This window comes from Variovorax sp. P1_G12, assembly GCF_056405555.1.
Genome location: NZ_JBFUBW010000003.1, coordinates 243540 through 264384, shown reverse-complemented (window position 1 = coordinate 264384; position 20845 = coordinate 243540). Strand labels below are relative to the sequence as shown.

The following is a 20845-nucleotide window of genomic DNA, read 5'->3' as shown; positions in this document are numbered from 1 at the left end:
CTCCTCAATTGGCGAAATGCACGCTGGCGGCCAGGCCCAGGCGCAGGTACTCGGTCAGTGCATCGCGCAGGTTGGCCTCGCGCTGCGGCTGCTGCAGGTGTTCGTAGGCGCCCATCTCTGCGCCGCTGGCCGCGCCGGTGCGAATCTGCGCCGCGCAGCGCAGTTCCAGTTGGCCCAGCGCCGGGTCGCCGTAGCGGCGCGAGACGAAGAGCGGCCGCACCGTGGCCTCGACCTCGGCGCGAACCGCGTCCTTTTCGGCGGTCGTGGCGTTGGCTGGCAGGTCGGCGATGCGCGTCTCGCTCTCGAGCTGCGGCTGGCAGCGGTAGCGCCGCGGCACCTGCGAGGAAGGGGGCACGTAGCAAAAGCGCACGCAGCCCACCTGGCGACGCTCGGCGAGCACCGGTGCGTCGAAGATGCAGTCGCTGGCATTGAGCGACAGCGCGTTGACGCCGCCGAAGAAGCTGGTGCGTTGCAGGTCCAGCGCGGCCTCGGGCGCGTCCAGCGCCGGCGCCGAAGCGCCGTCGGCGAGGCCCAGGCCGACGATGCTGTCGGCCACCTCCACCCCGCGCACCGGGCCGGCCACGGTGACCGGTGCGCAAAGGCTTTGCAGCAGCCGCAATTGCAGGCGCGGGCTGTCGACGCCCACCTGCAGGTGCTGCGTGCCCTGCACCGTGTCGGGCAGCAGCGTGCAGTGCGCCAGCTCCAGCTGGCCCAGGCGGCCGGACACCTGCAGGGGCCCCTGCAGCAGCAGCCCGTGCAGGAACAGCGCGCCCGGGTCGGACGCGTCGGCGTCGGCGGTACCGCTCACCTTCAGCAGGCCCTGCCAATGCGCGCGCACCTGCCGGGCCTCGAAGCGGCCGGCCACGCGCTCCATGCTGCCGGGCGGCGCGTCGGGGATGGGCTGCAGCGGCCATTGGCCGGCGACCACCAGCAGTTGCGAGGCTTCGGGGATCCGGATTTCCAGCGGGTCGTCGTCGATCTCCGTCAGGCTGTCCATCACCACGATGACGCCGGTGCGCCCCGCCGGCTCGTCATTCCAGGCCTGGACGGCGGCACGCAGGGTGGGGAACAGCATGCCGCCCGCGGGCAGCAGGTGCGACACGCCCACCTGCCAGACCTGCGGGTCGAAGAAGCCGCTTCGGCTTTCGTCGGCCGCGCGGCTGGCCGCGCGCAGTGCGGCGCCGCGATCGTAGGGACCGCCGCCGATGTCGGCCACGCTGGCATGGGTCGCATGCAGCCACACTTGCTTCACGTCCAGCGCGGCCGGGAACGCGATGCGTCCGCGCAGCAGGTCCAGCGCCGGCACGCGCGGCGTGGGCTGGGCCAGTTCCACGGTGTCGGGGATCTCGCAGATGCAGATGTCCTCGCGCGGCACCTCCACCGGCAGCGTCTCGCCGGCGAGCCGCACGAAGCAGCGCAGCACCGGGTCGCGCTCGGTCATGAAGCGCGGCGCCGGCTCGGCCTGGTCGGCGCGCAGCCGCACGAGCTCGGCATGCAGTGCCAGCGGGCGCAGCGGGGCCGGGGTGTGTTCCTCGCGCGCAGCCTGGGTGATGGCGCCGCTGCCGGTCTCGGTGGGCGGGCGGTTGAACACCGGTGCGTCCACGCCCGCCGGGTGCATGTGCCACCAGCCACCTGATTGCGCCTCGCGTGCGCTGATGAAGTCGGCCGTCGCCATTTCGGCGACGGGGCCCGGCGCGCCGCTGCCCAGCGGCTGCGGGCGCAGCCGCCACAGGTACAGGCCCACGTTGGGGATGTTGAAGCGGCCGCCACGCGTGTCGGCGTTGCGCACCTCCAGCGTGTGGGCAAAGGGGTCGAAGGCGCCGGCCGAGGCCTGCGCCAGCTCGGCCGCCGCGGCGTCGCGCACGCAGGCCGTGGCGGTGGGCGCGCGGCGCACGTGGTTCATGTGCTGGGTGGTGCCCAGGCGCTGGAAGAACTCCACCGCCGCTGCGGGCCAGCCGGTGACATCGCGCGCCAGTTGCTCCAGCACCAGCGCCGTGCCCTTGCGGCGGCGGTAGGCGATGGTGTTGGCGACCCAGGCGCGCGTGCTGACGCCGGCCGAGGGCACCGGGCGGATCGGCCGCGCGCCCAGCAGGTCGCCGATGTAGGGCACGGTCCATTCGTCGCAGGTCTCGATGAACCAGTTGTCGTACAGGCGCGCGGTGTCGGCCTCCACCGCCTCGAGTTCGCTTTCGATCACGGCCAGCAGCGCCCGCAGCGGCGCACCGCGCTCGGTGTCGCGCAGGCGGTGGATGACCGGCAGCAGCTGGTAGAGCCGTTCGGGGGTGAGGAGACTCATAGCGTGGCCTTCACGAGTTCGAGTGCCGCGGGGTTCAGCAACATCAGTTCGGCCGGCCGCATCGCCATGTCCACCGGGTCCCAGCGCGCGCCGAAGGCCGGCACGAACTGCCCGTTGCCGGCGGCGGCCGCGGCTTCACCGTAGGGCTGCAGCACCTCCAGGTCCACTGCCACCACGCCGGGGACCTGGTGCAGCAGTGCGAGCAACTCGGCGGCGGTGACCGATTGCGCCAGGTCTCGCGCGTCGAAGCCGAATGCGGCTTGCAGCTTCGCCCTGCAGGCCGCGAGCACCGTGTCGGCCTCGTGGCGTGGGTCGATCGCCACGCGCGCGGTGCAGCGGAAGTAGCGCAGCACCGAGGCGCCCAGCACGAAGGCCTGCGAGGGGTCGGACAGGCTGGCAATGGCCTTCTGCAGGTTGTCCATCACCTCCTCGCCCGGCACGCCGCCGGTGGCGCCGGCCACCGAGAGCAGCACGCGCGAGCTGCCGTTGACCCACACCAGGTCGGCGCGCGCCTTGCCGATGCCCGGGAAGGCACGCGCAAAGTCCTGGTAGTCCGACAGCGAGACCACGCGCTCGAAGGCCAGCAGCGTCAGCGGCGCATTGCGGCGTGCGTCCTCCAGCTTCTCGGGCCCCTGGGCGCCGCTGGCCGGCAGCGGGTTGCTCACGCCGCGCAGGCCCAGCGGCATGGCGCGCAGCATGGTCAGCGTGCCCGCCGCCACCTCGCCGTCGGGGCCGATGCCGCTGCGGTAGCGCGCCTGCACGTTCATCTGGCCGCTGGGCAGGCGCGCGCCGCTGCGGCCGTCGCCGAACAGGACCTTCATGCGCGCCTCGTTGTCGATGCGCGTGGTGAACACATGCTCGTCGGGCGCGGCACCGTACAGCGAGGGGCGTTCGGTCCACAGCAGGCCGTTCACGCGCAGTTCCAGCGTGCTCTTCACGCCGCTGGCCGAGGCGGCCGTCAAGTGCGTGGTCGGCGGCTTGCGCAGCATGAAGCGCTGGAAGCTCTCCTTCGCGTCGCCGTTGCCCAGCACCTCCTGCACGCTCTCGCCGTGCGTGGCGCGGACCACGTTGGCGTGGATCTGCAGCCTCTCGCGCTGATAGCTGTATGCCAGCGCCTTCTGCAGCACCAGCGTGCTGCGGCCGGCGCTGTGCTCCACTTCGTCCAGCAGCGCGATCTCGGCCGCCTCCACGCCGGGCAGGTCGGCCCGCGGGCCGACGAAGGCCAGGGGCTGGCCGCGCGTCAGACCCAGCACCATGGTCGACAGCTCGATGCGCTTGCTGTCGCGCTCCACCGGGGTCTCGATCGGCAACTCGGCCAGGGGCTGGCGCCGGCTGACGACGTGGGCCGTGGTGTCGCGGAACAGGAAGGCCTCTTCCGGCGCCTCCGCCATCGGCTGGCCGCTGCTGTCGGCCAGCCGCAGCGCGGTGGCGCGGGCCGACAGGCCGTAGTCGGCGCGCGAGACTTCGCGCGCATCGAACAAGGCATAGGCCGTGGCCTTCTCGCTGGGGGCGTCGAAGATCATCCAGCTGCCGGGCGCGAGCTTGGGCACCGGGCGCTCCAGCAGCGCGTGACAGGGCGGCAGGACCAGGCTCTCCATGTTGGGGTTGCCCTGCGAGTCGGTCCAGATGCTGCGGCTGGCGTCCAGCGTGCCGGTGGGGGAGGTGATCGGATCCTGGTCGTCCCAGCCATCCTTGTAGATGTCCGGATCGCGGAGATTGATCTTCGGCAGCGAGCCCCACTTGGGCGCGTTGTGCCCGAAGAAGCCCAGCCGCTGCGCAAAGCTGAAGGCGCCGGCCTCGGGCGACTTCGGCTTGGCCGGGGGCTGGACGCTGGCCGTGATGGTCTGGACGAGCTGCGTGGTGCTCCAGCCCTGGATCGCGATCATGGCCTGCAGCTCGTTCTCCTTCCAGCTCTTGCTGGTGATGGCGGGGCCCAGGTCGGTGGTGGTGAAAGGCACGGTTTCGACCTGCGCCTGCGCGTAGCCGCCGTAGAACATCGACACGGTGGGCACCAGCCAGACGAGCATCGGCGGCGCCGCGGGCGTCTTCGGGTCGGGCAGCGGCTCCAGCGCCACGCGTACGCGGCGCAGGGCCGGTTCGTCCTCGACCTCCAGCGCGCGCAGCGCCAGGTGCTTCAGCTCCAGCCCCTTCTTGCCGACGAAGAGCAGCAGTTCGCCGGCCTGCACGCCGCTGGCCTGGTCGGACAGGTAGATGCGGGCCACTTCCTGGGCGTCCACCCGCGGCTCCACGGGCAGGTCCGGGTCGAGCCGGTACAGGTTGCCGCTGGAGAGATCCGGATGCAGGCCGACGGTGTCGGCCGGCAGGCTGCCGGCGGGGTAGAGCAGGGCCAGGCGCAGCGCGCCGTCGGGGCCCAACACGGCGAGGTCGGCCGGCCGGGTCTGGCGCGGGCGCAATGCGTTCCATTCGGCGCGCGCGACGATCGGCTCGCCGGTCTCGAAGACCTGCGGCAGCTTGCCCTGCGGCGGCACGCTCTGCACCGGCGCGCCGGCCGCGATGGTGCACACGCCCGGCGCGCCGGGCGCGTCTTCCACCGTGAAGACCAGGTGCACGCTGGCGGCGACGCCGGGCCGCAGCTCGTAGCCGACGGCTCGCGCGAGCTCCAGCACCGAGCGGCGTTCAGTGGCGGTGCGGAGGAACCCCTCGTTGGCGATGCGCTCCTGGTAGAAGGTCAGCACGTCGGCCACGCAGGCCGAGGCATCGACCAGCGCGATGGCCGCGTCGTCGGGCTCGCGGGTGCGAAGCTGGCCCAGGGGCCGCGGCGCGGTCGCCAGCTGACCGGGCAGCCCCCAAAGCGGCAGGCGGGCCAGCATGCGCTGGTAGAAGCCGGGCTGGCTGTCGATGCGCCAGGCCAGCGCGGGCAGTCCCGGCGCGTTGTAGATGGTGCCGGGCTCGGCCTGGCCTTCGCAGCAGTGGCAGCCGTCGAGGGGGAGGTCTTCGCTGCTCATCTTGTTTCCTCCGCCGCATGCACCTCGAACTGGATGCGGCCGTGCTCGGGCGCGTTGGGGTCGTTGTCCAGGCGCGCGATCTCCAGCCGTGCCGTCGCGATGCGGCCGGCGTCGATCTCGCCGTCCGGCAGCCGGCCCAGGCGCTGGAAGCGCAGCGGCTCCACGTGCGAGACGCCCTGCACCGCCATCGCCGCGGCGATCACGGCGCTCAGGTAGACCGGCTCGCCGAAGCTGAAGCGGTCGGGGTGGAAGAAGCCACCGGGCGTGGTGGCGAACACGTGCAGCAGGCGGCGCTGCACATCGGCCGGGAAGTAGCCGGGCCGGGTGCAGACATGCAGCGCGATGTCCAGCGCCACGTAGGCCGGGGCGTCGATCTCCACGTCGTGGCCGGCCAGGCGGTAGCGGTCGATGAAGGCGCTCAGGCTGTCCTCGAAGGCGGGGTCCATGCCCTCGGCGCCGCGCCGGTCGACGGTGATGAACATGGTGTGCCAGCTCCCGGTCCAGCGGCGCGTGGCGACGGCGCGCTGCACGCGGCCGTCGCGCATGGCGACCTCGGCATAGTCCTCGGCCGTCACTGCGCGCTCCTGGCGCCGGAAGGCCTGCGGCGCGTCCATGCGCGCGCGCGCCAGCGCCACCGGGTCCACGCCGCCGCTGGCCGGCAGCGGGTTGCGCACCCGCGCGATGCCGTCGAAGGGGCACAGCACATGGGCGATCGCATCGGCGCCCACGTTGCCGGCGCTGCCGTTGCCGGTGCGCACCCGCGCCGACAGGGCCTCGGCCGCGCCGGGGCGCAGGCCGTTCACGCCGTCGCCGAAGCGCAGCAGCACCTGGCCGTCGGCCTCGGTCTCGGCCACGAACTCCGGGGCATGGGAGCCGCTTTGCAGCAGGTCGCGGCGTGCGTTCCAACGGCGGTCGTCGCCGTCGCTGGCCACGAGCACTGCCTCGCGCGTGTCCGCCAGGTCGCGCCGCAGGGCGGCGGTGGCGCTGGTGGATGGGTCCACCAGCATCGCCTCGCCGCTGGCGTTGCGCACCAGGCCCTGGCGCGTCCACGGCAGCAGCGTCGGCTGCGCCAGCCGATAGCGCGGCACGCGGCCGCCGGGCACCGGCACCAGGGGCTCGGGGCGTGTTGCGCTGTAGCCGTGGTCGGCCAGCGCGATGTTGGCGCAGGCGCCCGCCATGTCGCGCACCAGCACGCCATCGATGACCTTCGACAGGCACAGGTCGAAGGGCAATGCGTCCTCGGCGTGCCAGTGCACCTCGACCAGCGGCTGTTCGGTGACCGGGTCGTGCCGCGGCTGCGCAGAGGGAGCGCGATCCTTGTCCGCCTCGGGGTCGACCCGCGTGATGCGGACCACGTGGCGCTGCTGCGCGTCGGCATCCTGCGGCAGGCCGTTGGTGGTGCCGGCGCGTGCCTCCAGCAGCAGCAGGTCGCCCGCGCGCAGGCGCAGCCGGTTCGCCGGGTCGTCGATGAGGAAGGCGCGCGTGGCGCCGCGCGGCAGGCAGCAGGCCTCGTCGCTCCAGGTGTAGAAGCGCAGGTCGTTGTGGGCGCTGAACAGCCTCAGCGGTGTCAGCAGCTCGAAGGCTTGCGCACCGGCCGCGACCAGCGCCTGCGCGCTGGCGGGAGAACCCAGCCGCCGGGGCGCGCCCTGCGCGCGGGTCAGCAGCAGGGTGCCGTCCAGGCCGGTGGTGCTGTCGCAGGCCGCGAGCGTCTGGCCGTCGGCAGCAGCAGCGATGTCGACCTCGAAGGCCACCCAGGCGCGCGCATTGCAGCCCTCGTGCACCGCGTAGTCCAGCAGGCGCGCGTGCCGCCGCACCGAGACGCGCTGGCGCGCGGTGCCCAGGTAGGCCTCGGTGGCGACCGCGTCCTGGAAGTAGGCGATCTCGTCGGCGCGGAAGGCCAGCGCCTCGGACAGCGTGACCATCAAGTCGGCCGGGCTGCGTTCCTTCCAGTGGGGCATCAGCGCCGAAAGCCGGTCCAGCACCAGGCGGCGGAAGCTCTGGTAGTCGCGTGCCAGGTAGTCGATGTCGGGTGCGCGTTGCTGGACCGGCGCGCAGTCGTCTTCCACGCGGCAGTCGAAGTCGCTGGGGCAGTCGACCTTGAAGCCGAAGGCGATCTGCGCCAGGGCAGGGTCGATGCCGGCCGGCGGCGCGTCGGAGCCGGCCGAGGCGACCAGCCGCAACTGGTAGCGCGAGAAGTCGCCGATGTCGTCCAGCTCCACCGTCAGCACGTCGCCGCTGGCCGACACGCCGATCGCCTGCGGGTTGCGCACCCGCACGCCGCCGCGGATCTCGATGTTGGTGGCCGCGAGCGGCGCGGCCGGCGCGAAGGCCAGGTCGTGCACGAAGTGCAGCATCAGCCGCGGTTCGCCGTGCACCACTTCCAGGTACTCGATGCCGTTGAAGGCGCGCGGCGGGTTCGCCAGCGCGGCCTCGCGCAGGGCGGCGATGCGGCCGGGGTTGCTGCACAGGTACTGGCTGTTCATGGGGCCTCCCGCCTGAACTGCGCCTGACCGCTCTGCTGCGTCTCCAGCACCGTGTAGCGCACCGTCACCGACAGGGTCGCGTCCTCGCTCTCGGCGCTGACCTCGTCGATGCGCATCAGGTGGCCGAGCCACTGCTGCAGCGCGCCGTGCACCAGTGCCTGCACCGTCGCGGCGAGCTCGGGGCTGTTGGGCGCGAACACGAGCTGCATGAGGCCGCAGCCGAAGTCCGGCCGGTTCACGCGCTCACCCGGCACGGTGAAAAGGAGCTGCTCGATCAGGTCGCGCAGGTGCGCCTCGCGCGAGACGGTCGCGCTGCGGCCGCGGCCGTCGATGCGCAGGGGAAAGCCGATGTCGGTGTCCATGGTGTTCACATCCCTATGACACGGGTCTGCGCCGCCACCGGCATCAAGGGCGTGCCGGTGGGCGCGCAGATGGCCTGGCTGCTCATCAGCAGCACCGGCTGGCCGGCGGCGAAGACCCGGGTGGCCGCCACGATCCATTGCGCCGTCACGCAGGGCCCGTTGCCCTGCGGCGGCGAGAAGGCGCAGCCGGCCACCAGGTAGGGCGCGGCCTGCGTCGTCACCGGCTGTCCCGAAACCAGCACGCGCGGCACCGGCGCGCTGGGCGTGGCCTGGCCGCCATGCGCGCACAGGACGGTAGCGCCGAGGTGGAGGAGGGGGCCGGACATGCTTGGCGCTCCTAGACGATGGTGAGGGCGCCGGCGTTGATCGTGACCGTGGGACCGGTCATCACGATGGACGCGCCCTTGCCGTTCTGGATGTAGATGCCGGTGTCGTTGACGATCAAGGTGGCACCGGTCGCGCTCTTGAGCATGATCCCGCCGCTGGGGCCGGGCAGGTCGCTGATGGTCAGGCCGTTCTGCAGCGGCGTCTGCATGGTGATGGCCTGCACGGCCGGTGGCGTCAGCCGCGCCAGCGCCGGCACCTCGGCTGCGCTACCCCAGAAGCAGCCGACCCAGATCGGGTGGTCGATGTCGCCCTGCTCGTACTCGATCCACACGCCCGAGCCGATCATCGGCAGCGCGAACATGCCGTTCTGGATGCCGGCCACCGGCACGCAGGGCATGGCCCAGGTGGACGGCATCACGCCGCCGACGTCGGGCACCTGCACCATCAGCCGGCCCATCTGCATCGGGTCGATGTTGTTGAGCACCATGCCGCGGTACTTGCCGTAGAACTTCTCGGGCACTTTCGCTGCTCCTTCAGACGGGGACCTTGGGCGTGATCGACACCAGCCCGTTGCGCGTGAGCTCGAAGCGCTGCTTGAACTCGCCGCGCTTCAAGGTGCTGGTGACGCTGTTGACGTAGTACAGCCCGTCGTAGGCGATGCCCACGCCGCGCACGCCGACCAGGCCGCGCGCCTTGAGTGGCCGGCCGTAGCGCAGCACGTCCAGCGTGCCGCTGCCGCTCACCGAGTCCTGCGACTTGGCGGCTTCCGCGAGGCCGGCCGAGATCGCCCGCATCGGGCTCATCTTGGCCGTGTCCTTCATGAACTTGATGTTGGAAAGCGAGGTGGGCAGCGCGCCCAGCGGCGGCTGCAACGGGTTCAGGTTGGGGATCGGAATCGGGATCGGGACGCGGGTGAGCTGGTTCTGGATGAACACGATGGGCAGCACGCCCTTCTCGGGTTCGAAGCTGAAGCTGAGCGACTCGACATTCGTCAGCGCGTCCATGTCGACGTTGAGCGCCGGCTGCGGCACACCCACCTTCAACTCGGGCCCGAAGTAGGCGATGTTGGTGCCCGGCGTCGAACCCGGCTCGACATAGAACACATAGCCCACCTGGCGCGCCAGTTCCTGGATGTAGGCCAGGTCGGTGCCCTGCTGCGCCGGAATCTTGTCGACTGGGATCTGCACGTCCGGGAACAGCACCGGGATGATCATGGGGATGAGGCCGAAGGGCGCGTATTTGGCGCACAGCAGCGCCACGCGCCCTTCCACCGGCACGGCGGGGAAGGGCAGGCCGCTCCAGTCCTGCTTGTCCATCGCCTTGGTCACGTCCTCGCCGGTCACGACCAGGCTGCCGGGCTGGCCCTGGCCGCCGGGCTGCACCTGCACGTTGGTCATCACGCCGTCGAACAGCGGCTGCGGCTGGCCGTTGAGCGTCATCACCAGCAGCACGCGAAGTGCCGGCGTGACGGGCGTCGAGTTGACGCCGGCCAGGAGGAAGATGGTGTTGAGTTCCGAGCGCGCGCTGATCGAGAACTTGAGCTGGAATCCGCTCGCGCTGCCGGTGGCGGTTCGCACTTCCACACTCTCGAGCGCGTCGGTCACCACGCGCGGCACCGGGATCGGCACGATGGGGCCGATCATCAATGTGAGCTGGATGCCCTTAGCGAACATCTCCTGCTCCGGGCGGGGCGGGCACGCCCTCTGGCAGCGTGATGGCCAGTGGGCGGCCGACCTCGGCCACCAGCGCTTCGGGCAGCATCGCGCCATTGGCGTCGGCCAGGCGCCAGTTCTGCTCGGCCGCGCCCAGGTGCTGCGCGGCCAGGGTGTCGAGCCGGTCGCCGGCCACGATGGTGGCCGTGGCGAGCCGCGCGAAGTTCTCCGTCGGCGGCAGGAAGCGCCGCGTGACGAACACCACCTGGCGGCCATCCGGCAAGGTGGCCTGCGCGAGCGGCAGGCCGTGGTAGCGGCTGTCGGGCGCGAAGGCCGGTTGCGCCAGGCCGTTGGCCTGCATGAAGGCCTGGATCGGATCGACCATCACGAGATTCCTCCAATGCCGAGCGTGGAGAACGACACTGGCTGCACCTTGGCCGCCAGCTTCTCCTTGCCCTGCAGATAGGTCATGAACAGCGACCCGCCCTTGGACGAGAAGCCCAGGTCGTCCACCGACAGCACGCGCAGGCTGAACGAGACCTTGGCGCGGATCGGGTTGAGTGCGGGGTCGAAGGCTTCCTCGGTGATCGAGAAGTCGGCCAACTTCACCGGCACGATGCGGCTCTTGCCCCAGACGAAGAGGATCAGCGGCGCCAGCATGGGCGCAATCTCCAGCGTGCCGGAGTTGGCCTGGCTGTCCACCCGCTGCAACTGGGTCGAGCCCGGAGACAGCAGCGACTCCAGCACCGCGAGCTGGGGCGCGATGCCATGGGCAATGGTGCTGGCGTTCTGGTCCGGGAACTCGAGCTGGTCGGTGGCGTCGATGTCGGCTTCGAAGCTGATGGTCTCCACCGGCGGACCCTTGAAGCGCGTGGGCTCGGCGCGGTCGGCAGCGTCGCCGCCGGTGGTCTGGGCCTGCAGCTTGCGGGTCAGCGAATCGGCGTTGTATTGCAGCGAGATCACGCGCTGCACCTTGGCCGACTCGGGGTCGATCAGGACCAGGCCGCCCTTGATGAGTTGGGGGGAGTTGGAGAAGCCGGTCATTTCTTCTTCCCAGGCTTGGCGCCGCCGGGCTTGGAGCGCGGCACGACATTGGCATCGGGCTTTTCGCCCGACAGGCAATGGACGTAGTTGGCCCACGCGTCGGCCGATTCGAAGACGCCGGGCGACTCGCAGTCAAAGATGGGGAAGTAGCTTTCCGTGCCGTCGGCGTTGCCGACGCGCTGCAAGTGCGCCATCTCGTGGATCAGGGTGCGGATGCGGCTCTCGTCCGTGGTGCCCTTGGCGGAGAAGGCCGCGCACAGCACGATGGGCTGGCGAAAGCCGCGCACATAGCCCGCGCGGGTGCCGCATTCCGGATCGCCCGGGCCGGCCACCTTGATGTCGGCCGTGCCGACGCCACCGCCCATGCCGCGCAGCACGTCGCTGATCTGCTCCATGTTGGGGTCGGCCCAGTCGAACTTGATGCGCGCCAGCGCCTTGGCTTCCATGAGCGCCTCGGTGCCCTCGACGCCGCTGGCGCGGAACAGGGCGCGCTGCGTGCGGATCGCGGCAGCACGGCGGGCGTCGTCGATCAGCTTCTTCTGCGTCTTGTTCGGCTCCACTGGCGGCACGACCTTGGCCGGTGGCGGCGTCTTGTCCTTCGTGTCGCGCTGCAGCCCCTGGGCCTGCCCGCCCGCCTGCTGCACCACGTGGGTCAGCTCGTGCGCCAGCAGGCCCCGTCCCTCGGCGGTCTGTGGCGCGTAGCGCCCGGCCGCGAACGCGATGTGCCGGCCTGCGGTGTAGGCATTGGCCTGCACCTCGCGCGCCGAGGCGTCGGCACGTGCGTCCGCATGCACGCGCACTTGCGAGAAGTCGTGGCCGAGGCGCCCTTCCATGTCCTGGCGCAGGCCGGGTTCCAGCGCGCTGCCGGGCGCGGCCAGCGTCTCGTCCACACTGACCGGTGTCTCCATGGCACCGGCGTCGGGCGCCGCGCTCAGGCGCTGGATTCGCGGCGTCGCCCGGCCGTCCACGCCAGGCGAGGCCGGGCCGACCCGCACCTGCTGCGCCACGCGGTCCGCCTCGCGCTCGTAGACATCGTCGGCAGCGCCGACGGCCAGCTGGGTCTGCAGCCCCAGGATCTTCTTGCGCGCGCAGTCCGGACAGCTGCCGGCCAGTCCGGCCGCGGCGCCGCAGGCGCACTTTCGCTGCAGGCGCAGGGCCGGTCCTGGGGACCGGGACGCTGGCTTGCGGGAGGCAGGGCGGTGCAGTGGCATGGCGCGCCTTTCAGGGCTTGAGGGCGGAGACGACCTTGAGCGCCTCGGCTTTGGACCCGGCCGACTCGGCCAGGTCGTCCGAGACGCCGAAGAACACGTCGGGCTGCGGGAACTTGGCATTGACGGCTTTCATGGTGATGCGCTCAGAAATGCCAGGTGAAGGTGCCGCCGACGTAGTCCGACGGCCGCTTGGTGGGGTCGGTCTCGTCGCCCGGGGCCAGCACCTTCCTGGCGCCGAACTCCACGCTCACGCGCGGCACCTGCTTGCACTTGGCCTTGGCCTCCTCCACAGCGCCGTAGATCTCGCCGATGGCGCTGGCAATGTCGATCGCCTTGCCCAGCTTGTCGTCCGGCACCGCGGTCTCGAACTCGCGCGCGGCCTTGTTGAGCTTCTCGCCGGCCGTCTTGATCTTCTCGCGCGTCTCGCCGGGATCTGCGGCGTTGCAGATGGTGGATGTGGTCTCGATCACGAGGCCGCCAGAGGCCACGGCCGCGCCGCTCTTGGGTTCGACCTCGGCCCCGCCCTTGAGTCCCACGCGAACGTGGGGCAGACCGTCCAGCATGATCTGCAGGCCGAACTTGGCCGGCACCTCGTACGACAGGTCGAGCGTGAGCTTGTAGCCCTTGCGCAGCGCGAACGGCAGCTTGGCGCGCACCTCCTTGGGCAGCGACACCTTGACTGGGCCGAATTCGAAATCGAGGTTCAGCGACGGGCCGGCGGCCGGCTGTTCGGGCGGCAGCTCGGGCCCGATGCCGGGGTTGGGCGGCCGCAAGGGCAAGGGCTGCGCGCCGCTCTTGCGCACCGCCACCTCGACCTGGCCATGGGCCGAGGCCGAGAACGCGGTGGCCGACTCCAGGTCCACGCTGGCCGCGTCCACGCCCAACTGGCGCAGTGCGTCGCGCACCTGGCGCATGCGGCTGTTCAATTGCGCGCGCTCGCTGTCCTGGCGCGCGCTGCTGCTCTGGCTGCCCTCGGTCAGGCTGGCCGAAAGCCGCACGCGCGCCTCGGGCTGGGCGCGGCTGGCGGCGGCGATCTGCGCGAGCTTGGGGTTGTCCTTGGTGAGGGGCTCGCCGGGCTCGAGCGCCACGGCGGTCAGCGTCTGCGGCAGCACGCCGAACAGCGGCAAGGGCGCGCTCTCGACCGGCGAGAAGGCGTCGGCCGCGGCCTCGGGTTGGGCCTGCGGCGCCGGCGGCGCGCCGCCCAGGCCGTGGGCCGCCACGGAGCGCCCCTGCAGCAACTGGTCGGCCGCGCCATCGGCGCGGGCCTCGGCGTCGCCCGTGGCGGAGCCGCCGCGCGACTGCTGCAGCACATGCGCCAGTTCGTGTGCCAGCAGGCGCTGGCCGGCCGCGTGTTGCGGTTGCCAGCGGCCGGCGCCGAAGACGATGTCGCGACCGAGCGTGTAGGCGGCCGCACCCATCGCCCGGGCCGAGGCGGCCGCGCCGGGGCCAGCATGGATGCGCACGGCGCTGAAGTCCGCGCCGAAGCGCCGTTGCGCGCCTTCGCGCAGCGGTGCCGGCAGGGCCACTCCGGCCTCTTCGGGCGGGCGGGCAGCCTGCGGACGCACGGCCACATGCGCCACGTCGGTGCGGCTGGCGGGCAGGAGTTGGCGGCGCGTGTCCATGGCGGGTCTCAGATGGCCGGCGGCGCCGGCCACCAGTTCTGGTGCACGGCCCGCGCGAACGCCGCGTGGCGGGCCGCCTGGGCAGCGTCCAGACCGCCATAGGTCTCGTAGGCCGCGGCCAGCAGCGCCTCGGTGCGGTCCTCGATGCTGGGCAGTCCGGCCCAACTGGGGCACAGGCGGATCTGGTCGCGCGCGGTCGCCGCGCCGACGATGGCGCCGATCGCCGCGCCCAGGGCCATGCCGATCAGGCCACCCAGCGCCAGCACGCCGAGGCCGGCCAGGGCTCCCGCGCCGGTGGCCCACAGGCCGATGGCGCCGCCCAAGCCGCCGGCCAGGCCGACCCCCGCGCCGATGCCCATGCCCGTGAGCGCGCCTTCGCCGGCACTGGTGGTCGCGCCCTTGTAGGCATGCCGGCTGGCACCGCATTCGGCCGCGGGTGTGTTGTCGCAGCGCACGTCCAGGCTGGAGCGCAGGCGCACCACCATGCTGCCGAGCACGCGCCGCGCCGTGTTGCGCGTGGCCGGCGTGGCATTGCCCAGGTGCGTGGTGAAGAACGGCGCGCTGGCGTTCAGCATGGCCTGGTCCGGGTCGTTGGCGATGACCTCGGCGTCGCGGTTCCAGCGCTGCGCGCGCGCGATGGCCTGGCGCACCAGCGGCGCATTGCGGCTCGAGCAGTCCTGCGTCCGGTCTTGCGGTGGCGCGCCCTGCACCGGGCGCCCGCTATCGACTTCGCTCACGAACATCGTGTAGGACTCGGCATTGTCCAGCGCCTCGGCCGTGCTCAGCTGCGGCAGCAGGCGGTCGTTGCGGTAGGCGCGGTCGCTGATGTCCAGTCCGGCCAGCGCATGCGCCATCTCGTGTGTCAGCGCCTCGATGCGCCAGGGCAGACTGCCGGTGAAGAACGCGGGGCAGAACACCAGTTCGCTGTCGTTGCGCACGTAGGCGCCGCTGTTGGCGCAGGAGGCGTCGCCGGCGTCGTGGCATTCGACCGGGAAGGGATCGCGCGTGACCATGTCGGTGCGGATGCCGGCGATGCGTTGGCGCACCGTGCCCGCCAGTGCGGGGTCTGCGCGTCGGAAATGCCGCGTCAGCGCGGCGGCCACCGCCTGGTTGGCGGCATCGGCCGGAGCGGCGATGTAGGCATCCAGCCGGTTCAGCGTGCGCTGCAGCCGGCTCTGAGCGCCATGCACCGCGGGTTCGATGGCATGGTGCTGGTCCAGCGTGCAGCCGGGCGGCCCCGTCGGTGCGTCCACCGTGACGGTGGTTGCACCGGCCGCCTGCCGCGCCAGCGCCGGCGCGCGCTGCACGGCGAACAGGGGCTGGGCCGTGTGCAGCCGCGCGGCGTTGTATTCGGCCTCCTGCTCGGCCGGGTCCGCGTCGCCTGATGGCGTGGCCGCGGCCAACGCCGTGCGCTGCTGCACCACATGGGTCAGCTCGTGCGCCAGCAGGCGTTGGCCGGCTGGCGAAGCCGGGTCGTAGCGGCCGCGCGCGAACACGATGTCGCCCCCGCTGGCGAAGGCGTGGGCGTTCTGCGCGCGGGCCGTGGCCGCGGCGCTGTCGCCGGCATGAATGCGCACGTCGCCGAAGCCGTGGCCGAAGCGGCTTTCGAAGAAGCGGCGCGTCGTGCCGTCCAGCGGCTGCCCGGGCCCGAAATCGCCCGGTGCGCCCGCGTCGGGAAGGGCCGCGGGCCCGATGCCGAACAACTGGCGACGCTGGCAGTCCTCGCACTTCGGCCCCAGGTTGGAGGCCGCCTGGCCGCAGGCGCACTTGCGCTGGAGCACAGCGCGCCGGCGCGGCTGGGCCTGCGGTGCGGCGAGTGCGAGGGCCGTGTTCATGAGGGGCCTCCGCCCGGCGGCTTGGCCGGACCGGGCACGCCCGCGACGCGCGCGGCGACCGCCCGGCCCAGGGCAGGGGCATCCGCGCCCTGCGGCAGGTGCACCCGGCCGGCCTGCAGCGCGTGCATGCTGCGCTGCGTGGCCAGCGTGCCGGCGCCGCCCGGACCCAGCAGGCTCTGCAGTTCGGCCTGCAGCGCGGCGGAGACGGCGGCGGCGTCGCCGCGGTCCACCCCGCGCAGCACCAGCCGGTCGATGTGCAGCACGATGCGCCTCATGGCCACACCTCGGGCGCTGCCCAGGGGTTGCAGGCCGTGCCGCCCGACGGTCGACTGCTGCCCAGGTGGGGGAACGCTCTCATGCCCACCCCCGCGTTTCCGCATCCGAATACGGCTTGTCGCGCTTGGCCGCATCCAGTTGCGCGGCCTGCAGCAGCGTGGCCATGCCGATGGGCGTGCCGGCCTCGGCGGCCAGGAAGGCAGCCGCCAGCGCGATGTTCCGGATGGTGCCGCCGGCCACGTTCAGCCGCGCCAGCTTGGTGAAGTCGATGTCCGCGTCCAGCGGTGCGCCGGCCGGGAACACGGCCCGCCAGATGCCCTCGCGCTGCGCCTGGTCCGGGAAGGGGAAGTGCACGACGAAGCGCAGTCGGCGCTGGAACGCGCTGTCCAGCGCCGCCTTGTGGTTGGTCGTCAGGATCGCCAGGCCGCCATAGGCCTCCATGCGCTGAAGCAGGTAGCCGACCTCGATGTTGGCGTAGCGGTCATGGCTGTCCTTCACCTCGCTGCGCTTGCCGAACAGCGCGTCGGCCTCGTCGAACAGAAGGATGGCACCGGCTTCCTCGGCGGCGTCGAAGACCTTGCGCAGGTTCTTCTCGGTCTCGCCGATGTACTTGCTGACCACGGCCGACAGGTCGATGCGGTAGAGCGCCAGGCCGAGTTCGGAGGCGATGACTTCGGCGGCCAGCGTCTTGCCGGTGCCACTGTCGCCCCAGAACAGCGTGGCGATGCCCAGCCCGCGCGCGCTCTGGGCGGCGAAGCCCCATTGGTGATGCACCGTGAGCCGGTGGCGCGCGTGGCTGGCGATCTGGCGCAGCACGGCCTGCTGGGCCTCGGGCAGCACCAGGTCAGAACCGCGCGCCCGCGCATCGATGCGCTGGGCGAGGCCGGGCATGCCATGGGCGGGGCCTCGGCTGGCCTCGTGCAGCGCGGCGGCGTCGGCAGCCGGATCGTCGCCGCGTGCCTGCGCGGCAATTTGCTCGATGCGGCGCGCGCCGAGCCGGTACTGGGTGGCCAGCGTGTCGACCACCGTTCCCAGCGCCGCAGCCTTGCCGGCCAGTGCGGTCTGCCATAGCTGCAGGCGTTCAGGGGCCTCGGGTCGCGCGATGTGCTGGCGCCACTGCGGCGTGCCGTCCAGCGCCAACTCGTGTCCGATGACGAAGACGAGGCCGTCCATCCGTTCCAGCAGGCGCGTCACGGCCCCCAGTGCCTCGTGCTCCTCGCAGTGGATCAACAGGCCGCAGCCCAGCAGCGCGGCTTCGCGCGACCACAGCGTGGCGAAGGCCGCCTGCTCGGCGGCGGCCACGGGCAGGTCCACCGTGCGCAGCCGGTACAGGCCGGCGCCCAGTCCGGCGGCGACGGCGACGGCCACGTCAAGCTGGCCGGCGGCATCGTCGCCGTCGAGCACGACGGCGGGCAGGCGGCCGGCGGTGCCGCGCAACCGAGCCAGCAATTGCGCGACCGCGGACCTTTGGTCCCGCCCCATGACGCCTGCAGGCGGCTGCGGCTGAAGCAGCGCATGAAGACGATGGTCCAGCGCGTTCAGCCCGGCGATGAAGTGCAGCACGCGCTCGTCCATGCGAAGCCGTCCGCCGCTGATGCCGGTGGTTTCGTCGATCTCCAGCAGGCGCCAGCGGCGCAGCGCTTCGTGCGGCGCGATGGCGCTCCAGTGGGGCTGCGGCAGCACGGCCAGCGCCAACCCGAAGCTGGCCCAGGGACGATGCGTCTGGCCGTTGGCATCGGCGCACAGCGCGGCGATGCGCGCGTCCATCTCGACGCCGGCCACCAGCAGCAGCAGGTCGCGCTCGAACGCGCTGAGCCCGAACAGCGAGCACAGCGTGTCGATCGCGGCCGGTACCGGCATGGCAGCGCGCAGCGCGGCGGCTTCGGCCTCGACCGCATCCTGTGTGCCTTCGCCCAGCAGGGCAGCCAGCCGCGCGAACTCCGCCACCAGCACGCGCTGGTTGGCGCCGCTCCAGTCGAACAGGCGGTCGGGTGCGTTCACGTGATCTCCACGGTGCGGTCCAGAAAGCGTGGCAACTCCGGCGGCTCGAAGTCCATGTCGATGATGGGACTGTCGATGTCGTCGATGCGCAGCCGCGCCAGGTGCACGCCGACGGCCGCGTTGGGGATCACGAAGACCAGCGAATTCGGTGTGGCACCGGCCGTTTGCGGCGGGACTTCGGCCGCGCCCAGCACCAGGACAGCGCGCTGGCCTGCGTGCAGGTCCGGCGTGAACTGGATCGTGACGCTGGCCGAGCCGTTGCCCGCGCGCGCCACGGTCTGCGGCAGGTTGGTGATGCGCGGCGCCAGTGTCAGCAGCAGCGGGTGGGTCTCGTGCAGCCGGTCCTCGTTCTGCGCATCGGGCCTGGTCAGGCGCACGCTCACGCGGTACACGCCGGCCGGCAGCTCGGCCTGCTGGCCGGCCAGCGAGAAGGCGGCCACGGTCGCGGCGGGGCGGTCGGGCGCCTCGGCCAACACCGGCAGCATCCGTGTGATGTCGAAGCGGTCGTTGCGCAGCCAGGCTTCGCGCTGGCTGCCGTCCAGCAGGCTGCCCGAAAGCGCCACGGTGTCGCCGATGGCCGCCACCGGCTGGCCCAATGGCGGCACGGCACTCACGAGCACCGGCACGCCGGGCCGCAGGCTCGACTGCACGGCGATGCCGGTCTCGCGTCCGGTGCCCGCGTCGATGCGGCCGCGCGTGAGCACTGGCAGCGGCGTGCGCGCCGGGCGCTGGGCCTGGATCAGCACCACCGAGGCGCTGTAGGCCATGCTGGGGCGCAGATGGCTTTGTGTCGCGGTCCAGAGCTTGGACATCTCTTCGTTGTTCAGGTGCTGCGGCGCGATCTTGATGAGTTCCACCTGTTCGGCCAGGCCCGAGTCGGACAGCGCGCGCAGCGCCGGCGGCAAGGTGGCGCCGGTGGCGGGCGAAGGGTTGAGCGCCGTGCGGATGGCCTCGCGCGTGAGCACCGGCGTCTCGTGCAGCAGCTGCATGGCATAGCCCAGCAGGATCTCGGCATGCAGCTCGCCCGCGCTGTAGGCCGAGAGCAGGTAGTGCAGATCCAGCGCCAGCGGTGGGTTCGTGAGCCGTGCGCGGCCGGCGCCATCGCGCGAGGGCAGGGCTTCGTTGCGCCACCCGCTGTTGGGCGCCACGCCATACAGGAACAGGTTGAGCTGCGAGGCCTCGGTGCCACCGGTGGGCACCACGCGGTCGGGCGCCAGCAGGCTGACGGTGACGCTGGAGCCCAGCACGCCGGTGACGTTGCGGTTGACCAGCCCGTCGTTGAGCAGGTCGCGCAGCACGGCGCTGACGCCGGCGATGGCCAGGGCCGTGCTCATGGCTTGCTCCTCGCGGCGAGGTAGGCGTCGAGCGACACCGGCTGGGTGCGCTCGCGCGGCCGGGCCTTGGGGCGGGGCGCTTCGTGCAGAGCCGTCACGTCGATGCGGCCGATGTGGATGTGGACTTCGGTCTCTTGGTTGGCGACGGACTGCGGTGCCGGCCGGAGGGCGAAGGCTGCCGGGCTCCGCACGGTCTGGGCCAGGGGCGCAGCGTGGCCTCCGGTGCTCGGCCGGGTCGGCAACAGCGGCGCAGGGTCTTCGTGGTGGGACCGGGGCGGCGGTGACTGCGTGCGCGCGGGCGTGTGGAGGAGCGCGAGAGACGGGATGCCCGAGGCCTTGCCCGCAACAGCGGACGCGTCGGGCGCATGCCTCGGCGGTGCCGTGGCCGCCGGCATGAGCGGCGACGGGGACTGATGGGCCTGAGGCAACTGCGGCTGCGGCATCGCAGCTGCGGCCGCGGGCTGCGGCCGCCCGGGTTCAGCTGCGACGACCGGGATTTGCGCGCGTGGCGCCACGGCTTGTCGTGGGACGGCTGCGGCGGAAACGGCCGATTCGGGTCGAAGCCGACCTGGCGCGCGGCTTTCGGGCGCAGCCGCATCCACCAGCGGGGGTGCCTGGTCCTGCGCCTGTTCCAAGCCGGCCGCACCGAACGGCAGGCGCACGTCCGATCGCACTGTCCAGCCCGTGCCGGCGGCGCGTGCGGCCAGGCGGTGCAGCAGGCCTGTCATGCAGCCCCCGCCATGGCCAGGTAACCGGCCCGTCGCGCCGGCGTCAGCGCCAGGATCTGCGCCTCGCTCCAACCGTAGGCGCTGGCCAACTGATGCACCTCGTGCAGCAGCACCTGCGCGCGCACCTCGATCTCGTCCCACAGCAGCTGGCCGGCGTCCACCTGCACCAGGTCCGCATGGCCGCAGGCCACGCACTGCAGGGCCAGCGCCAAGTCGGCCTGCGGGTCCAACGCATCCAGCCGTTCTTCGACGGCCTGCAACATCGCATCGTCCACCTGCGCGGCATCGCCGGCCAAGGTGCAGCGCGCCAGCAACTGGCGCGCTGCGCGTTCGGCATCCGCCTCGGCCGCCACGGCCGCCAGGTCGCGCAGGCTGGGCGCACGCAGGCGCAAGCCGGCGACCTCGACGTCGCACGAGGTCGAATCGCTGTCAGGGACGGATGCAAGCAACTCGCGCGCGTCCAGCGCAAACGCCAGCCGTTGGCCGCAACGCGGGCAGTCTGCATGTCCGTCGATCTGCGGGCCGAAGCAGGCCGCACGCAGCGCCAGCAAACTGGCGTTGACCTCGCCCAACGGCAGGTCGACGATGCCATCGGCAGGCCAGTCGGGCCGGGCAGCGGCTGCCAGCAGCGCGCTGCGGTCCAGGGCATGGCGGCTGACGCCGCGCTCCCACAGCGACAGCAGTTCGGAGCCGGCCAGCGCGCGCATC

General features: G+C 72.2%; 18 protein-coding genes. All 18 read right to left on the bottom strand.

The genetic code is table 11. The features are described 5' to 3' along the window. Positions 1-4: 4 nt before the first annotated feature. The 18 genes from AC1D2O_RS05355 to AC1D2O_RS05270 all read right to left on the bottom strand — a co-directional run bounded on the left by AC1D2O_RS05355 (position 5) and on the right by AC1D2O_RS05270 (position 20844). Positions 5-2296, bottom strand: a complete 2292-nt coding sequence (locus tag AC1D2O_RS05355) for a hypothetical protein (protein ID WP_478156416.1) — start codon at positions 2294-2296, stop codon at positions 5-7. Continuing rightward, entirely contained in the window at positions 2293-5262 is a 2970-nt protein-coding gene (locus AC1D2O_RS05350; RefSeq protein ID WP_478156414.1) for a putative baseplate assembly protein, read from the bottom strand. The genes AC1D2O_RS05355 and AC1D2O_RS05350 overlap by 4 nt, the downstream gene beginning before the upstream one ends. Continuing rightward, positions 5259-7745: a putative baseplate assembly protein gene (locus tag AC1D2O_RS05345; RefSeq protein ID WP_478086250.1), complete on the bottom strand. Its 2487-nt coding sequence runs from the start codon at positions 7743-7745 to the stop codon at positions 5259-5261. Before AC1D2O_RS05345 ends, AC1D2O_RS05350 begins: the two co-directional genes overlap by 4 nt. Then, positions 7742-8107 carry a GPW/gp25 family protein gene (locus AC1D2O_RS05340; RefSeq protein WP_478086248.1) on the bottom strand — a complete coding sequence of 122 codons (366 nt, stop codon included), beginning with the start codon at positions 8105-8107 and terminating at the stop codon, positions 7742-7744. The genes AC1D2O_RS05345 and AC1D2O_RS05340 overlap by 4 nt, the downstream gene beginning before the upstream one ends. 5 nt (positions 8108-8112) lie before the next feature. Then, entirely contained in the window at positions 8113-8433 is a 321-nt protein-coding gene (locus tag AC1D2O_RS05335) for a hypothetical protein (protein WP_478086246.1), read from the bottom strand. An 11-nt stretch (positions 8434-8444) separates the two neighbouring features. Beyond that, a complete protein-coding gene (locus AC1D2O_RS05330) occupies positions 8445-8954 on the bottom strand; it encodes a phage baseplate assembly protein V (protein ID WP_214701682.1) in 510 nt (169 codons plus the stop codon). Positions 8955-8967: 13 nt separating this feature from the next. Then, on the bottom strand, positions 8968-10107 hold the full coding sequence (locus tag AC1D2O_RS05325) for a hypothetical protein (protein ID WP_478086243.1): 1140 nt from the start codon (positions 10105-10107) through the stop codon (positions 8968-8970). After that, the gene (locus tag AC1D2O_RS05320) at positions 10097-10471 is read right to left on the bottom strand and encodes a LysM domain-containing protein (protein ID WP_478156412.1); all 375 of its coding nucleotides are present in this window, start codon (positions 10469-10471) and stop codon (positions 10097-10099) included. The genes AC1D2O_RS05325 and AC1D2O_RS05320 overlap by 11 nt, the downstream gene beginning before the upstream one ends. Beyond that, positions 10471-11130, bottom strand: a complete 660-nt coding sequence (locus tag AC1D2O_RS05315) for a CIS tube protein (RefSeq protein ID WP_478086239.1) — start codon at positions 11128-11130, stop codon at positions 10471-10473. The genes AC1D2O_RS05320 and AC1D2O_RS05315 overlap by 1 nt, the downstream gene beginning before the upstream one ends. Further along, a complete protein-coding gene (locus AC1D2O_RS05310; protein WP_478086238.1) occupies positions 11127-12341 on the bottom strand; it encodes an eCIS core domain-containing M35 family metalloendopeptidase in 1215 nt (404 codons plus the stop codon). Before AC1D2O_RS05310 ends, AC1D2O_RS05315 begins: the two co-directional genes overlap by 4 nt. A 10-nt stretch (positions 12342-12351) precedes the next feature. Next, positions 12352-12474: a hypothetical protein gene (locus AC1D2O_RS05305; RefSeq protein WP_478086237.1), complete on the bottom strand. Its 123-nt coding sequence runs from the start codon at positions 12472-12474 to the stop codon at positions 12352-12354. A gap of 10 nt (positions 12475-12484) precedes the next feature. Further along, complete coding sequence (locus AC1D2O_RS05300; protein WP_478086236.1) at positions 12485-13963, bottom strand: eCIS core domain-containing protein; 1479 nt, start codon at positions 13961-13963, stop codon at positions 12485-12487. Between the two features lie 8 nt (positions 13964-13971). Then, entirely contained in the window at positions 13972-15798 is a 1827-nt protein-coding gene (locus tag AC1D2O_RS05295; RefSeq protein ID WP_478086234.1) for an eCIS core domain-containing protein, read from the bottom strand. Continuing rightward, complete coding sequence (locus tag AC1D2O_RS05290) at positions 15795-16073, bottom strand: hypothetical protein (RefSeq protein WP_478086233.1); 279 nt, start codon at positions 16071-16073, stop codon at positions 15795-15797. Before AC1D2O_RS05290 ends, AC1D2O_RS05295 begins: the two co-directional genes overlap by 4 nt. A gap of 79 nt (positions 16074-16152) precedes the next feature. Continuing rightward, a complete protein-coding gene (locus tag AC1D2O_RS05285; protein WP_478086232.1) occupies positions 16153-18075 on the bottom strand; it encodes an ATP-binding protein in 1923 nt (640 codons plus the stop codon). After that, positions 18072-19409 (bottom strand): Pvc16 family protein, encoded by a 1338-nt coding sequence (locus AC1D2O_RS05280; protein WP_478086231.1) that lies wholly within the window; start codon positions 19407-19409, stop codon positions 18072-18074. Before AC1D2O_RS05280 ends, AC1D2O_RS05285 begins: the two co-directional genes overlap by 4 nt. After that, on the bottom strand, positions 19406-20137 hold the full coding sequence (locus tag AC1D2O_RS05275) for a hypothetical protein (RefSeq protein ID WP_478086229.1): 732 nt from the start codon (positions 20135-20137) through the stop codon (positions 19406-19408). Before AC1D2O_RS05275 ends, AC1D2O_RS05280 begins: the two co-directional genes overlap by 4 nt. Further along, positions 20134-20844 carry a hypothetical protein gene (locus AC1D2O_RS05270; RefSeq protein WP_478086228.1) on the bottom strand — a complete coding sequence of 237 codons (711 nt, stop codon included), beginning with the start codon at positions 20842-20844 and terminating at the stop codon, positions 20134-20136. Before AC1D2O_RS05270 ends, AC1D2O_RS05275 begins: the two co-directional genes overlap by 4 nt. Between the last annotated feature and the right edge of the window lies 1 nt (position 20845).

What these genes read in the sequence shown, in the direction of transcription:
- AC1D2O_RS05355 (WP_478156416.1), bottom strand. Translation starts at nt 2,296, where the DNA reads ATGAGTCTCCTCACCCCCGAACGGCTCTACCAGCTGCTGCCGGTCATC.
- AC1D2O_RS05350 (WP_478156414.1), bottom strand. Translation starts at nt 5,262, where the DNA reads ATGAGCAGCGAAGACCTCCCCCTCGACGGCTGCCACTGCTGCGAAGGC.
- AC1D2O_RS05345 (WP_478086250.1), bottom strand. Translation starts at nt 7,745, where the DNA reads ATGAACAGCCAGTACCTGTGCAGCAACCCCGGCCGCATCGCCGCCCTG.
- AC1D2O_RS05340 (WP_478086248.1), bottom strand. Translation starts at nt 8,107, where the DNA reads ATGGACACCGACATCGGCTTTCCCCTGCGCATCGACGGCCGCGGCCGC.
- AC1D2O_RS05335 (WP_478086246.1), bottom strand. Translation starts at nt 8,433, where the DNA reads ATGTCCGGCCCCCTCCTCCACCTCGGCGCTACCGTCCTGTGCGCGCAT.
- AC1D2O_RS05325 (WP_478086243.1), bottom strand. Translation starts at nt 10,107, where the DNA reads ATGTTCGCTAAGGGCATCCAGCTCACATTGATGATCGGCCCCATCGTG.
- AC1D2O_RS05320 (WP_478156412.1), bottom strand. Translation starts at nt 10,471, where the DNA reads ATGGTCGATCCGATCCAGGCCTTCATGCAGGCCAACGGCCTGGCGCAA.
- AC1D2O_RS05315 (WP_478086239.1), bottom strand. Translation starts at nt 11,130, where the DNA reads ATGACCGGCTTCTCCAACTCCCCCCAACTCATCAAGGGCGGCCTGGTC.
- AC1D2O_RS05310 (WP_478086238.1), bottom strand. Translation starts at nt 12,341, where the DNA reads ATGCCACTGCACCGCCCTGCCTCCCGCAAGCCAGCGTCCCGGTCCCCA.
- AC1D2O_RS05305 (WP_478086237.1), bottom strand. Translation starts at nt 12,474, where the DNA reads ATGAAAGCCGTCAATGCCAAGTTCCCGCAGCCCGACGTGTTCTTCGGC.
- AC1D2O_RS05300 (WP_478086236.1), bottom strand. Translation starts at nt 13,963, where the DNA reads ATGGACACGCGCCGCCAACTCCTGCCCGCCAGCCGCACCGACGTGGCG.
- AC1D2O_RS05295 (WP_478086234.1), bottom strand. Translation starts at nt 15,798, where the DNA reads ATGAACACGGCCCTCGCACTCGCCGCACCGCAGGCCCAGCCGCGCCGG.
- AC1D2O_RS05290 (WP_478086233.1), bottom strand. Translation starts at nt 16,073, where the DNA reads ATGAGGCGCATCGTGCTGCACATCGACCGGCTGGTGCTGCGCGGGGTG.
- AC1D2O_RS05280 (WP_478086231.1), bottom strand. Translation starts at nt 19,409, where the DNA reads ATGAGCACGGCCCTGGCCATCGCCGGCGTCAGCGCCGTGCTGCGCGAC.
- AC1D2O_RS05275 (WP_478086229.1), bottom strand. Translation starts at nt 20,137, where the DNA reads ATGACAGGCCTGCTGCACCGCCTGGCCGCACGCGCCGCCGGCACGGGC.
- AC1D2O_RS05270 (WP_478086228.1), bottom strand. Translation starts at nt 20,844, where the DNA reads ATGCGCGCGCTGGCCGGCTCCGAACTGCTGTCGCTGTGGGAGCGCGGC.